This is a genomic window from Serratia sp. YC16 (assembly GCF_009707615.1).
GTDB classification, from domain to species: Bacteria; Pseudomonadota; Gammaproteobacteria; order Enterobacterales; family Enterobacteriaceae; genus Serratia; species Serratia surfactantfaciens.
In genome coordinates this window covers 868,846-881,925 of record NZ_WLYN01000002.1, presented here as the reverse complement: position 1 = coordinate 881,925, position 13,080 = coordinate 868,846, and the positions used below count along the sequence as shown (strand labels likewise).

Genomic DNA, 13,080 nt, shown 5'->3' with positions numbered 1-13,080 from the left:
GGCTTACATCATGACTGAACACGTAAAAAGCTACTATGCGGCCACGGCCAACGCTCATCAGCCCTATCCGCAATTGAATGAATCGATCGAATGCGACGTCTGCGTGATCGGCGGCGGCTATACCGGCCTCTCGTCCGCGCTGTTCCTGGTAGAGGCCGGTTACGACGTGGTGGTGCTGGAAGCGGCGCGCATCGGTTTCGGCGCCAGCGGCCGCAACGGCGGCCAGTTGGTTAACTCTTACAGCCGCGACATCGATGTGATTGAAGAGCGCTACGGCGCGGAAAGCGCCCGCCTGCTCGGCAGCATGATGTTCGAAGGCGCGGAGATCATCCGCAGCCGCATCAGCCGCTACGCCATCGACTGCGACTATCGCCCCGGCGGCATCTTCGCCGCGCTGAACAACAAGCAGTTCCATGCGCTGATCGAGCAAAAGCGCAACTGGGAACGCTACGGCAATACTCAGCTCGAGCTGCTCGATGCGGATCGGCTGCGCCAGGAGGTCGCCAGCGATCGCTACGTCGGCGCGCTGCTCGATCACAGCGGCGGCCACATCCATCCGCTCAACCTGGCGCTGGGCGAGGCCGAGGCGATTCGCCTGCAGGGTGGGCGCATCTTCGAGCAATCGGCGGTAACGAACATCCGCCACGGCGAACCGGCGCTCATCAGCACCGCCAACGGCCAGGTGAAGGCGCGCTTCGTCATCGTCGCCGGCAACGCCTATCTGGGCGACAAGCTGGAACCGCGGCTGGCCAAGCGCAGCATGCCGTGCGGCACCCAGGTGGTGGCCACCGAACCGCTGGCGCCGGAGATCGCGCAGGCGCTGATCCCGCAGAACTACTGCGTGGAGGACTGCAACTACCTGTTGGATTATTACCGCATCACCGCCGATCATCGCCTGCTGTACGGCGGCGGCGTGGTATATGGCGCGCGCGATCCGGACGACATCGACAACCTGATCCGGCCAAAGCTGCTGAAGACCTTCCCGCAGCTGAAAGGGGTGCGTATCGACTATCGCTGGACCGGCAACTTCCTGCTGACGCTGTCGCGCATGCCGCAGTTCGGCCGGTTGGAGAATAACGTATATTACATGCAGGGCTACAGCGGCCACGGCGTGACCTGCACCCATCTGGCGGGCAAGCTGATCGCCGAGCTGATGCGCGGCGACGCCGAACGCTTCGACGCCTTCGCCAAGCTGCCGCACCTGCCGTTCTTCGGCGGGCGCAATCTGCAGATCCCGTTCACCGCCATCGGCGCGGCCTACTACACGCTGCGCGATCGTATCGGCGTCTAAAATAGCAGGCCCGGTCATCCTGGCCGGGCCTGTGGGTTAACGCTTAGACGATCTTCGGTTGGCCGTCCGAGGCGGTCGCCCCGCCATCGACCGGAATGTTGGCGCCATTGATAAAGCTGGCGTCGTCGCTGGCCAGGAACGCCATCACCGCCGCCACTTCTTCCGGCTCCGCCGCACGGCCTAACGCGATGCGCTCATTGAACTTGTCGCGGATCTCCTGCGGCCAGCCGTTGGTCATGTTGGTTTTCACCAGGCTCGGGCAGACCGAGTTGATGCGCACGCCGTCACCACCGTGATCCAGCGCCATGGCGCGCGTCAGGTTGACCACCGCGCCTTTCGCCGCGCAGTAATAAGCCGCGCCCCAGTCGCCGCCCAGGCCGGACACCGACGCGGTATTGACGATGCAGCCTTTGGTTTTCAGCAGGTGCGGCAAGGCAAATTTGGAACAGAACACCACGCCGTCGATATCGACCCCGGCGATGCGACGCCAGTCGTCGATGCTGGTTTCCAGCACGCTGCCCGCCACATGCACGCCGGCGTTGTTCAGCAGGACGTCGATGCGGCCCAGCTTTTCCGCCACCTCATTCATCATTTTTTCAACCGCGACGTGATCGGATACGTCGATATGCACCGCCATCGCCCGGCCCTTCGGCAGTGAAGCGGCGACTTTGTCTACCGCTTCCTTGGCCCAGTCGGCCAGCACCACGATCGCGCCCTCGGCGGAGAAACGCCGCGCCGCCGCTTCCCCCATGCCATTGCCCGCACCGGTGATAACCACGACTTTATTGTCAAAACGCATGAGACCTCCTCCATGTGAACGTATTTATATAAGTCATACAAATCTCATGACCCGAGGATAAGTCGCAGTCCCCCTGAGAGCCAGTCAAAACGTGCGGTTTATTAACCAAAAGGAGGTATGTCAGCTATTTCAATGCGCTGGGTTAACCTTTATCGGATTTTGGCCAACATACTGATAGAGAAAATAAAATTACGGGCAGTCACTATTCACAAGCCGGATTGTCAGCCGGCGGAATTATTGCGAATCAGCGGTTATGGTCATACAGAGATAAGCGATGCGAATGAAAAACGGCAGCCGCCCAGAGGCGGCCGCGACTATTTTTTCTCGATGGGGACCACCAACAGATCGACGTTCAGCTCGTTGATCGCCTGGCGAGCCGAAGAGACCAGCCGGCTCCAGACATCGTGATGGTGGCCGAAAATCACCAGATCGAACCCTTTTTCCTGTGCCACCCGGTTCAGTTCTTCCGTCAACGCGCCGCGGCTGACGATCACTTCTTCGACCGGATAAGACGACTGCCCTTTGATCGCATTGAGCATGTTCTTCACCCGCTCCGAAAAGGTGCGATCGGTGTAGTTATAATCTCCCACGCCCAGATCGACGTAATAACCGGCGCGATGAATGTCGATGTAGATCAGGGAGAGTTTGGCATTGAGCGCGGCGGCCAACCTGGCGCCCTTGCCCAGCAGGAACTCGGCGTCTTCGCTGAGATCCGTGGCGACAACGATATGCTGATAAGCCATAGTGGCGGCCCTCCGCATCAAAACCGTGAACAGGATGGCGCTCCTTGCCGCATGTTTCTTATGCACCTTAAGTTTAGCCCAGCGCCGGGTCGCTCGCCTGCCCCCTCGGCAAACGCTCGACGGGCGCTATCACCTCGGTGCCCCAGGCATGCGCCGCATGCGTAATTCTCCCCGGCCGCCATCGGGACGCCAGTGCAATTGGTCGAGTGGATTCTGTGCGGGATTCGTTATAAAACTAACGGTACTCTTGTTGTAACAGGCAATCTTTCATGGTCGATATGTCCGCCGTACTCGCCGTTTTCACCGTGTATATTGTCGGCGTGGTGATCCCCGGCCCTAATTTCGTCGCCGTCGCTCACAAAGCCGTTTCCGCACGCCGGGCAGAGGCGTTTGCCTTAGTGGCCGGCATTGTGCTGGTCAATCTGTTCTGGGCGAGCAGTGCCCTTCTGGGCATCGGCGTGGTTTTCGCCCTGTTCCCCTGGTTGGCGGTGGCGATTAAAGTCGCCGGCGCCGGCTATTTAATGTGGTTCGGCTATCGGCTTATCGCCCAGGCGGCGCCCTCTTCCGGCACCCCAGCGGCCGCCGGAAAAAGCGGTTTTCGCGCCGCCTTTTTGCAGGGTATCGCCACCAACATCGCCAACCCCAAATCCATTGCGTTTTACGCCGCCGTCTTCTCATCAGCGGCACCCAGCCATGTTTCTACGCCGACTTTTTTCGCCATGCTGCTGGAAGTCGCGGTGATAGCCAGCTTGTGGTACGGGCTGGTCGCCCTGGTGTTGTCGCACGCGCCTGTCGCCGGCGCCTACCGCCGCAGCAAGGCTTGGATCGATCGCGCCTGCGGCACCTTGATCATCGCACTGGGGCTGCGGCAGTTGCTCAGCCGATGATCGCGATCCCCAGCCGCTCCAGCAGCTGCGCGGCCTGGTGGCTGTCCATTTTAACGCCCTGCAGATCGGTGGTGCGCAAATCCAACTCGCCCAGTTCGGCATTGCTCAAATCGCATCCGGTAACGTCGGCGGCGCGCCAGTCGAAACCAGAGAACTCGCCGCCGGACAGATCGGAGCCGCTGAAGCTGGCACCGAGCACCTGCGCGCCGTGCCAACGGTTCTCCCACAGCTCGCACTTCTCCAGCACCACCTTGGCGAAGTTAGCGTAGCTCAGGTTGCTTTTGGTGATATAGGCGCTGCAAAACCAGGTGCGGCTGGTGATCATATTCATAAAGCTGGCGCCGCGAAAATCGGCGCCCTGCGCGCGGCACTCGCGGATCTCGACGCCCAACGCGTCGGCGTGACGGAAATCCGCCATCGATAAATCGCAGCTTTTAAAACTCGCGTCTTTCAGTATCGCGCGGCTGAAATTGCCCCCCTGCCGGCTGTCGCTATCGTAAAACTGGCAGCCGATAAACTCGGTGCCGGTCAGATCGGCGCCTGAAAAATCGCACAGCATAAAGCTACCGTTTTCAATCTTCGCGCCGGTAAAGCGGTTACGGTCAATCTTTTCACCCTTCAATATCAGACTCATCGCAGCACACCTGTTTATTTATACAGTCAGTGCGGCATTTAATCCTATTCCGGCAGGGTTGGCAACCGGCGTCGATCAGCGTGCCTTTGGCGCAGGCTGTTCTAACGCAACCTTGACGATGCTGAACGTTCTGGTTTTCTCCGCCTGAGTGACGTCGGCAAACAACCGGGGATAACGGGAATTGACCACCCACACCTCGCCATCGCGCAGCGCGGCGCCGGTCGGCCCATCCAATTCCGGCGGCGCGGCAACCGCGGCGGTACGCGCGCTAGCCCAGCCGTCGGACGAGGAGAGCAGCGTCACGTCACCGGACATGCTCCCCTTTTCCCCCGGAAAAGACTGTACGATCACCAGTTCGTTGGCGTTTTTGAGCCGCAACCCGTCCGGCCCTTTTAAGCGTTGCGGCAACCTGATTGCACTTACCGCAGGCGCGTTATCCAGCGTCACTTTCCACAGCAGCCCCCGGGTGTAGTCCGCCGCAATCAGGAAGCCGTCCGGGTGATAGACGATGCCATTGAGATAAGGCTGCGTACCCTGCGCTGCGGCGGGTGCGTCGGCCGGCATCAAACGCGCCGAACGCACCAGAATCGACACCTGGCGCGTTGCACGGTCAATCTTGTAAATCTGCGGCTGGAAGCTGTCGGTCACGTAGATATTACCCTGCGCGTCGAGCGTCAGATCGTTGGCCAACGTCGGGCCATGGCTTAGCGATGAAAGATCGTACCTCTGCTGCAGCACGCCGGTATCGAGGCTGAACTCCAACACCTGCGCTACGCGATTGCGCGTGCCGGCGGCAGAGTGGAGGGACACGCCCACGTCTTCGTTGCACACCAGCACCCGGTTGCGCTCGGCGTCCACCAGCATGCCGGAGGTAGTGATTAACCCCTTGCCGATGGAAAAACGCCGATAGCGACCATCCGGATAGACTAACCCAAGTTGGCCACCGCGCAGGGAGGACACCAGAAACGCGCCGGCGCGCGCATTCCAGGCGATGCCCTCAGGGTAGGCGCCGGCGGGATCCGGCGAAAACTCGATGCGTTGCGTCGCGTTTGCCGGCGGCACGCCGCTGAAAAACAGCGTTACGCCGGCCAGCAGGGTGACGCGCCGACTGAGCGGTAATAAGACAGAAAATAGGCTGAAGCGAAACATGGGCGGGCACCTGATGATGACTGGGATCTTCAGAGTAGAGCCGCGCCGGCAGCCGCACCAGCCGGTAAAAAGGCAATGCGCTACTAAAAAAATCGCAGTAATCAGCGCAAAAAAAAACCGCCCGGTATGGACGGTTTAGCTGGCGACAAGCCGTTATTTCAGGGCTTCCTGAATGGCGTCGGCCATCGGACCGATATGCTTTTCCGCCGCCTTCAGCTGAAAGTCCACGCCGTTGCCGTCGTTGGTGTCCGACAGCGTGGCCTTGATCAATTCCAGCGCCGCCTGTACCGCCACCAGCCGTTTGTGCTGCTCGTCCGTGACCGGTTTGGCGCCCATATTCGCTGGGTAGTAATGTTCTAACATCGCGCTCTCCTTTTGATGACGTTAATCTCTAACCTAACAGAAAACCGCGCATTTACTAAGGAAACCGCGCCCGGCGCGGCCGAGTGACGATAAATTGCACTATACTGGGCAAATACTCTCCCCTGTCACAGGATCATCGCCATGTCATTCCAGGGAAGCTGCCACTGCGGCGCCGTCACCTTCTCCGTCGACGCCGAACTGCCTACCGAAGCCCTCAGCTGCAACTGTTCGATCTGCCGCCGCAAAGGGCTGCTGCTGTCCTTCTTTCCCGTCGCAGCCTTCACGCTGAACAGCGGCGAAGACCAGCTCAGCACCTACACCTTCAATCAGCACAAAATACGTCATCAGTTCTGCCGAGTCTGCGGCGCCCAGCCCTTCGCCTACGGCACCGCGCCGGACGGCGCCGCGATGTGCGCCGTTAACCTGCGCTGTGTGCCCGCCATTGCGCTGGATACGTTGCAGATCCACGCCTACGACGGCGCCAGCGTCTGAGATAGCGTGTTTTCAGCGATAGACGGAGAATTTCTTGGTCAGCGGCTTAAGCTGCTCGGTATCCCCGTAGAGCGCCACAGCCACGAAATCCAACTGCTCGTAAGGCGTGTTGGCGGTGTCGGCGATCTGCTGCTCGGCGGAATGCGACAGCATGGTGGTGGTGAAGAAGTTGGACAGCACGCCCTCTTCCTTGCACTTCAGGATCAGGTTGCTGAGCTGGCTGCTGTTCTTGGCCTGCAGGATCACGATCGGATAATGGCTCATGTTGGCGCTGACGCCGTCGAGGCTGCTCGGGTAGTGGTGAAACTCGCGCTGTTCGATCAGATCGGTGATGCCCGCCGTCAGATGGCAGGAGGCGTTAAACAGCGTGGCCGGTTCGTGATTGCGGTTGAGGATGATATAAAACTTTTTCTCGTTGTCGCTGTACATACTCTTCTCCTTGAATAGGCAGCCAGTTTTACCCAACCGGCGCACGGTTTCAAGGCGCGATAAGGGGCCGCGTCCGGCCCCGTGGTAGCACTGCCGGCTCAGACCGCGCCTTCGCCAGGCCCCAGCGGCTGGGCCACCTGATGCAGCACGGTGATGTTCTGCAAAATAGTGCCGCCGTCGATAGGCTTCATCTGGCCGTCGCGATCTTTATAGTGCGTCGGCTTGGCGCCGTGGAAGAACAGGCCGGCGTTGACCTGCACCCCCAGATAGCCCGCGCTGGCCGGCAGGCGCTGCACGTCGGTCCAGGGATTGGAAACCGGCACGAACTGGAAGCCCTCGCTGGTCTTGGCATACAGCGGGCGCAGCAGCGTGACAAAGGCCATGATCGGCGACAGCGCCTCTGTAAAGATCTGCACCGGCCGATCGACCGTCATCAGAAAGCCCTGCGGCTGCTCCTCAACCGTGTCGAGGCTCAGGCTGCTGCTGATATCATCGCCCCGGCCGCCATAGCTCCATTCAATGGCCGGCGCTCCACTCTCGTTCATCATCTCTGACATACACTGCTCCTTATAAAATGAATTCAACACGCCTGCTGCGTGCCGGAACAGTAAACCGCGGCAGAGGGGCGAGCGTCCACGCCGGGCGGCACGCTGGCGCACCAAACAACGAAGGCGTACCGTCAATAAAGCTCGAAATGAATAGTTTCCCCACGTGATAGCGCAGCATTTGAACGGCCTTTGCCGTAGCGCAGAGGCATAGTGATGGCGTTGCCGCTACTGGAGAGTGTTATGACCGCGATTAAACCGGACGCCATCGACCGCGTTCTCCCCGCCGCCACGCCCTGGCTGGCCGTCATCAACGTGCTGTTCGCCGGCATCGCCGCGGCGCTGCACGTAGGCAAGGCCACCATCGCGCTGCCGGCGCTGCAGGCCGAGTTCGGCCGCTCGCTGGCGGCGCTCAGTTGGGTCATCTCGGCCTTTCCCTTCGTTGGGGTGTTCGCCGGCATCGCCGCCGGGCTGCTGGTGCGCCGCTGGGGCGACCGGCGCCTGCTGGCGCTCGGGCTGCTGATCATCAGCGCCGCCAGCTTCGTTGGTGCCACGCTGCACGACTTCAGCGGACTGATCATCAGCCGCTTTGTCGAGGGGCTCGGCTTCGTGATCGTGGTGGTCGCTTCGCCGGCAGTGCTGAACCGCATCGTAGCTCCGGCGCAGCGCAGCCTGGTATTCGGCATCTGGAGCACCTTTATGCCGGCGGGCATCGCCATTTCGCTGTTTTTCGGCCCGCATCTGGCCGACTGGCAGCAAAGCTGGCAGGCCGGTGCGGCGCTGACGCTGCTGGCCGCCCTGCTGCTGCCGCTGACCACATCCCGCCGCGCCGCCGACGCGCACTCGCCGTCTCTGCCGCTGCGGCAAGCGCTGGGAGCGATGCTGCGGGCGCGTCAGCCGCTGTTGCTGGCGCTGATGTTCACCACATACAACCTGCAGTTTTTCTCGGTGATGACCTTTCTGCCGATCTTCCTGATGCAGCGCATCGGCCTGTCGCTGGCGGCCGCCGGCGGCATCAGCGCGGCGGCGGTGGCCGCCAACATCATCGGCAACCTCGCCGCCGGCGTGCTGCTGTCGCGCGGCCTGCCCGCCAGAACGCTGCTCGCCGCCACCAGCCTGTTGATCGGGGTCTTCGGCATCGGCATTTTCCTGCCGATGACGCCCAACGGCCTGCTGATCCCGCTGTGTTTCCTGTTCTGCGCCATCGCCGGCATACTGCCCGCCACCATTCTGGCCGCCACGCCGGCGGCGACGCCGGAACCGACGCTGCTGCCGCTGAGCCTCGGGCTGGTGATGCAGGGAAACTACCTCGGCCAGGTGATCGGTCCGATCGCACTGAGCTCCATCGTGGCCGCGGCCGGCTGGGCGGCCCCGGCGTGGCTGGTGTTGGCGGCGGCGGTGTCTGGAGCGGTATTGGCGCTGGCGGCTACGCTTGCGTCAGGAAATCGATGAATTTCCGTACCTTGAGCGGGACGAAGCGCGCATAGGGATAAAGCAGGATGAAGGGACGCGAGGCGCCGGCGTAATCTTTCAATACCTCGACCAGCGCCCCGCTGCTCAACTCTTGTTCGACGGTAAAGCGATACACCTGCATCAGTCCGGCGCCGCTTTTCACCAACGTCAGCGTAGCGAGGTAATCTTCCTGGCAAAGCCAGCGCCCGGCAGTTTCCACTTTGCTATTTTCGCCCTGAACCTTAAACGTCCAGGCGGTTTTTCTGCCGGTGCTGGGCAACGCATACTGAATGCAATCGTGCCGGGCCAGATCCGCCGGCGTGAGCGGCGCAGGGTGGCGCTGCAAATAGCCCGGCGTCGCCACCACGATCAGTTCAGCCTCCTCCAGACGCCGCGCCGCCAGGCCGGAGTCGTTCAGCTCGCTGCCGCGAATGGCGACGTCGAATTTATCTTCGGAGAAATCGATATTCTGATTGCTGACGTGCAGATTCAGCTTGAGATCGGGATAGCGATGCGCAAACTCGGGCAAGCGCGGCAACAGCCTAAAATGCGCATACAGCGTCGGCACGCTGATGCTGAGCGTGCCCACCGGTTTGTCCCGTTCGCCGGAAATTCTCGCCTCGGCCTCCATCAGCTGACTCAGCGCCCGGCGGCATTCCAGGTAATAACGCTGGCCGACATCCGTGACGCGCATCTGGCGCGTCGTGCGGATAAACAGCTTCGCCTGCAATCGCGCCTCCAGCCGCGCGACCGAGCGGCTGACCGCCGCAGGGGTTATCCCGGCGGCATTGGCCGCTGCGGTGAAGCTGCCGGTTTCTACCGTCAGGCAAAACAGCTCGATACTGCCGACCTGAACGTCGTCAAAATGGCGTTGCATATCTCTTTCTGCCAATTCATTACATGAGGTATAAATTAAAGTTCTTTCCCCCTCATTTTTCAACCAACAGGTATGGATTACCGTTCACATACGGTCAATCACTATCCTGTCGAGGAGAGAAAATGAGCAAAGTAAAAACGGTCATTGTCACGGGCGCATCAAGCGGCTTGGGATTCGCCATCGCGCAAGCCTACCTGGCGCGCGGCTATCAGGTTGTCGCAAACGCCCGTTCGCTTGAACGGCTGCAGGCGGCGGCGGACAAACTCGGCCGCCCGGCCAATCTGCTGCTGGTGCCGGGAGACATCGCGCTGCCGGAAACCACCGAACGGTTGTTCAGCCTGGCAATACAGGCTTTTGGCCAGGTGGATATTCTTATCAATAACGCCGGCATATTTATCGCCAAGCCGATTGCCGACTATACGCCGGAGGAGGTCGACGCGATGGTGGCAACCAATCTGAAAGGCTTCTTCTACCCGGCGCAGGCCGCCGCCCGGCATATGCAGCAACGCAGCGCCGGCCACATCGTCGCCATCACCGCGTCGATCGCCATGCAGCCCAACAGCAAAGTGCCCGCCTTGCTGCCGGTGCTGATCAAGGGCGGCCTTAACCACGCCGTGCGCGAGCTGGCGTTGGAGCTGGCGCCGCACAACGTGATGGTCAACGCCGTGGCGCCCGGCATCATCGCCACGCCGATGCATCAAAATGATGAACAGAGTCTGGCGCAGATGCGGCAACTGGCGCCAACCGGCCGTGTCGGCCAGCCGCAGGACATCGTCGATGCGGTGCTGTATCTGACCGACGCTAATTTCGTCACCGGCACGGTGCTCGCGGTTGACGGCGGCGCAACCGCCGGCGTCTGGTAAAACGGGGAGAAACGTCATGCCATACGTCAACATTAAAGTGACCGACGAAGGGGTCAGCGCCGCGCAAAAGCGCATGCTGATCGAGGGATCCACCGCGCTGCTGGAGCGGGTGCTGAATAAACCGCGCCACACCACTTTCGTGGTGATTGACGAGGTGGCAACCGACAACTGGGGCGTCGGTGGCGAGAGCGTCACCGCCCTGCGCGCCAAAGAACGAGGCGAATGACGGGTGATTTATTCTGTGAGTCCAGTGTCGTAGGGTACAGCCGCTAGTTATCGTTATCGGGTCTGCGTGGTGAGATCAATCACGCTCAGCGCGAAGGATAAGGCCAGTGATGGTCCAGACCCGATAATGACAAGGCACCGGTCGCGGCAAGGTAAATCAGCACGCCGGCGAAAACGATCAGCAGTGCCTTTTCGATAACGGCAAGTCTTTTGTGTTCAGTCATTTGCATACTCCTTCGTGGTCTCGGGCGAACGGCCGCCCTCATCAACACTAGGAAAGCCTGGCGCAGGCGACAAGCTCGGCTCACAAAATGAAACACAATTCATAAATTTTTTTAATTATTTAGCCCTCTTTCTTTTCTCGCGCTGCCACCTGTTCACCCTGCGGTGCCCGCCTTGCCCTTAATACCCCTATGGAATACACCACTAAAAATCCCCTACCGGTTAAGTAAAGGTGATGATAGTGTTGTTTTCATTCAGATCATCTATGCTGAAAATTCATCTTTTGAGGGACGACTATGATGTCTAAAGGCATTTCCAAAGGATTCTTTATTCTGATCCTGTTTATCGTTACCGCCGCCTTTCTCGACGTGCTGGGGCCCTACTACTCCTCGGTGCTGTGGGCGATTATTCTGGCGGTGATTTTCCACCCGGTGAAAAAGAAGCTGAAGCAGTACGTTGGCGAACGCAACGGCGTGGTGTCGCTGCTGACGGTGGCGCTGATCTGCCTGATCGTGTTCACGCCGCTGGCGATCATCGCCTCGTCGCTGGCGATGGAATTCAACGTGATCTACACCAAGCTGCAGACCAACAACAGCCAGTTGCCGACCATGCTGGCGGACTTTATGCGCCACCTGCCCGGCTGGGCGCAGCGCTTCCTGGCGGAGCATAACCTCAACAGCGCCGCCGAGATCCAAAAGCAGCTTTCTGACGTAGCGCTCAAGGGCGGGCAATACCTGGCGGGCAGCGTGTTCCTGATCGGCAAGGGCACCTTCAACTTCGTCGTCGGCTTCGGCGTGATGCTTTACCTGCTGTTCTTCCTGCTGAAAGACGGCCCCTATCTGGTGAACCTGGCGCTTGAAGCGCTGCCGCTCTCCCAGCACGTGAAACACCATCTGTTCGTCAAGTTCGCCGCCGTTTCCCGCGCCACCGTCAAGGGCACGGTGGTGGTCGCCGTGGTGCAAGGTGCGCTCGGCGGGCTGGCGTTTTACTTTACCGGCATCGACGGCAGCCTGCTGTGGGGCGCGCTGATGGCGTTCCTGTCGATCATCCCGGCGGTGGGCTCCGCCATCATCTGGGTGCCGGCGGTGATCTACTTCTTCGCCACCGGCATGCTGTGGAAAGCCATTTTCCTGGTGGTGTTCTTCGTGGTGGTGATCGGCCTGGTGGACAACATCCTGCGCCCGCTGCTGGTGGGCAAAGACACCAAAATGCCGGACTACCTGATCCTGATCTCCACCCTGGGCGGCATGGAGATCTACGGCATCAACGGCTTCGTCATCGGCCCCTTGATCGCCGCGCTGTTCATCGCCTGCTGGAACATCCTGTCCGGCCGCGACAGCGAGGAAAACATCGAAGAGATCGACGAAGAATTCATCGAGGAAGGCAAAAATCATCCCGACGCGGCGGAGTAACGCTCTCGCGCCGTATCAGGCAGGGGCCCGTTTGGGCCCTTTTTTTTCGTCTGTGGTATCCTTGCCCGGCTCACAAGGAAGAACGGGTTTCGTTATGCTTATTCTCTACGCCACGTTGGCCATCGCCTTCACCCTGCTGTGCCTGTTGGCCTTTATTTATTGCGCCTATCAGCTGTCGAAGCACGGCGACGTCAAGTTTTTGGCCTCGCTTTCCGTACTGCTCTTCGCGCTGCTGGCCTTCTATGCCGCTTACGGCTACGTCAGCACCTGGCTGCAACAGCAGTCGGTGGATGTCAGACTGTATTAACGTGCTGGGATAAAAACATCTATAGATGTGACTAAAACACACGCCAAGAAAGGAAAGTATGTCCCGATGAGATTACCGCCAACATCCGTTATCCCCCTGCTGTTTACCCTGCTGCTGGCGGGCTGCCAGTATCACAAAACCGTGTTCCCGCCGCCGTATATCGGCGCCCCGCAAGAGATCAGCACCTACGAAGTGAAAGGGCTGACGTTCGTCACCACCGTCACCTTCAGCGGCCTGTTCGCCGAAGATCTGGTGCGCGAATACGCACAGAAACATCACTATCGCTACTATGTGGTAACGATGCGCAGCAACGGTTTTAAAGATCGGGCCGAACGCGTGAGCGCGATGATGTATCGGTAACCCTGGCGGTATATACCGTGAAATAGTGCC

18 protein-coding genes are annotated in these 13,080 nt (G+C 60.2%); 9 read left to right on the top strand and 9 right to left on the bottom strand.

The annotated features are described in order from the left end of the window. Positions 1-10 precede the first annotated feature (10 nt). Positions 11-1,291, top strand: a complete 1,281-nt coding sequence (locus GKN89_RS11750) for an FAD-binding oxidoreductase (RefSeq protein WP_019454832.1) — start codon at positions 11-13, stop codon at positions 1,289-1,291. A gap of 43 nt (positions 1,292-1,334) precedes the next feature. Here GKN89_RS11750 and GKN89_RS11745 read toward each other — a convergent pair whose 3' ends face one another. Both GKN89_RS11745 and GKN89_RS11740 read right to left on the bottom strand, forming a co-directional pair. Continuing rightward, the gene (locus GKN89_RS11745; protein WP_016928044.1) at positions 1,335-2,090 is read right to left on the bottom strand and encodes an SDR family NAD(P)-dependent oxidoreductase; all 756 of its coding nucleotides are present in this window, start codon (positions 2,088-2,090) and stop codon (positions 1,335-1,337) included. A gap of 314 nt (positions 2,091-2,404) precedes the next feature. Continuing rightward, positions 2,405-2,833 (bottom strand): universal stress protein, encoded by a 429-nt coding sequence (locus tag GKN89_RS11740; protein ID WP_019454831.1) that lies wholly within the window; start codon positions 2,831-2,833, stop codon positions 2,405-2,407. A 269-nt stretch (positions 2,834-3,102) separates the two neighbouring features. On the opposite strand from GKN89_RS11740, the gene GKN89_RS11735 reads away from it, so the two are divergent. Further along, positions 3,103-3,720: a LysE family translocator gene (locus GKN89_RS11735; RefSeq protein ID WP_019454830.1), complete on the top strand. Its 618-nt coding sequence runs from the start codon at positions 3,103-3,105 to the stop codon at positions 3,718-3,720. On the opposite strand, the gene GKN89_RS11730 is transcribed toward GKN89_RS11735, so the two are convergent. The 3 genes from GKN89_RS11730 to GKN89_RS11720 form a co-directional block, all read right to left on the bottom strand. Further along, positions 3,710-4,354 (bottom strand): Qnr family pentapeptide repeat protein, encoded by a 645-nt coding sequence (locus tag GKN89_RS11730; protein ID WP_154747029.1) that lies wholly within the window; start codon positions 4,352-4,354, stop codon positions 3,710-3,712. The genes GKN89_RS11735 and GKN89_RS11730 overlap by 11 nt on opposite strands. Positions 4,355-4,429: 75 nt before the next feature. Further along, positions 4,430-5,503 carry an SMP-30/gluconolactonase/LRE family protein gene (locus tag GKN89_RS11725; protein ID WP_154747028.1) on the bottom strand — a complete coding sequence of 358 codons (1,074 nt, stop codon included), beginning with the start codon at positions 5,501-5,503 and terminating at the stop codon, positions 4,430-4,432. Positions 5,504-5,656: 153 nt separating this feature from the next. Beyond that, entirely contained in the window at positions 5,657-5,866 is a 210-nt protein-coding gene (locus GKN89_RS11720) for a hypothetical protein (RefSeq protein ID WP_025160266.1), read from the bottom strand. A gap of 141 nt (positions 5,867-6,007) precedes the next feature. Between GKN89_RS11720 and GKN89_RS11715 the strand changes: the two genes are divergently transcribed. Then, the gene (locus GKN89_RS11715) at positions 6,008-6,358 is read left to right on the top strand and encodes a GFA family protein (RefSeq protein ID WP_019454826.1); all 351 of its coding nucleotides are present in this window, start codon (positions 6,008-6,010) and stop codon (positions 6,356-6,358) included. Between the two features lie 12 nt (positions 6,359-6,370). On the opposite strand, the gene GKN89_RS11710 is transcribed toward GKN89_RS11715, so the two are convergent. After that, positions 6,371-6,787 carry a DUF2000 domain-containing protein gene (locus GKN89_RS11710; protein WP_004941246.1) on the bottom strand — a complete coding sequence of 139 codons (417 nt, stop codon included), beginning with the start codon at positions 6,785-6,787 and terminating at the stop codon, positions 6,371-6,373. Between the two features lie 98 nt (positions 6,788-6,885). Next, positions 6,886-7,344, bottom strand: coding sequence for a hypothetical protein (locus GKN89_RS11705; RefSeq protein ID WP_019454825.1), 459 nt, complete (start codon positions 7,342-7,344; stop codon positions 6,886-6,888). Between the two features lie 231 nt (positions 7,345-7,575). Between GKN89_RS11705 and GKN89_RS11700 the strand changes: the two genes are divergently transcribed. Continuing rightward, positions 7,576-8,784, top strand: coding sequence for a CynX/NimT family MFS transporter (locus GKN89_RS11700; protein WP_154747027.1), 1,209 nt, complete (start codon positions 7,576-7,578; stop codon positions 8,782-8,784). Here the strand turns inward: GKN89_RS11700 and GKN89_RS11695 are convergent. Continuing rightward, a complete protein-coding gene (locus GKN89_RS11695) occupies positions 8,759-9,661 on the bottom strand; it encodes a LysR family transcriptional regulator (protein WP_154747026.1) in 903 nt (300 codons plus the stop codon). The two genes, GKN89_RS11700 and GKN89_RS11695, sit on opposite strands and share 26 nt — an antisense overlap. A 122-nt stretch (positions 9,662-9,783) precedes the next feature. Here GKN89_RS11695 and GKN89_RS11690 point away from each other — a divergent pair, with 122 nt between their 5' ends. Next, positions 9,784-10,524, top strand: coding sequence for an SDR family NAD(P)-dependent oxidoreductase (locus tag GKN89_RS11690; protein ID WP_154747025.1), 741 nt, complete (start codon positions 9,784-9,786; stop codon positions 10,522-10,524). 16 nt (positions 10,525-10,540) lie between these two features. Beyond that, a complete protein-coding gene (locus GKN89_RS11685) occupies positions 10,541-10,750 on the top strand; it encodes a 4-oxalocrotonate tautomerase family protein (protein WP_063919266.1) in 210 nt (69 codons plus the stop codon). Between the two features lie 85 nt (positions 10,751-10,835). Here GKN89_RS11685 and GKN89_RS24305 read toward each other — a convergent pair whose 3' ends face one another. Then, positions 10,836-10,973, bottom strand: coding sequence for a hypothetical protein (locus GKN89_RS24305; RefSeq protein WP_019454820.1), 138 nt, complete (start codon positions 10,971-10,973; stop codon positions 10,836-10,838). Positions 10,974-11,267: 294 nt separating this feature from the next. Here GKN89_RS24305 and GKN89_RS11680 point away from each other — a divergent pair, with 294 nt between their 5' ends. From GKN89_RS11680 to GKN89_RS11670, 3 genes are all read left to right on the top strand, one after another. Next, a complete protein-coding gene (locus GKN89_RS11680) occupies positions 11,268-12,383 on the top strand; it encodes an AI-2E family transporter (protein ID WP_063919265.1) in 1,116 nt (371 codons plus the stop codon). 94 nt (positions 12,384-12,477) lie between these two features. Then, entirely contained in the window at positions 12,478-12,690 is a 213-nt protein-coding gene (locus tag GKN89_RS11675) for a hypothetical protein (protein WP_063919264.1), read from the top strand. 66 nt (positions 12,691-12,756) lie between these two features. Then, entirely contained in the window at positions 12,757-13,050 is a 294-nt protein-coding gene (locus GKN89_RS11670) for a hypothetical protein (protein ID WP_154747024.1), read from the top strand. Positions 13,051-13,080: the final 30 nt, after the last annotated feature.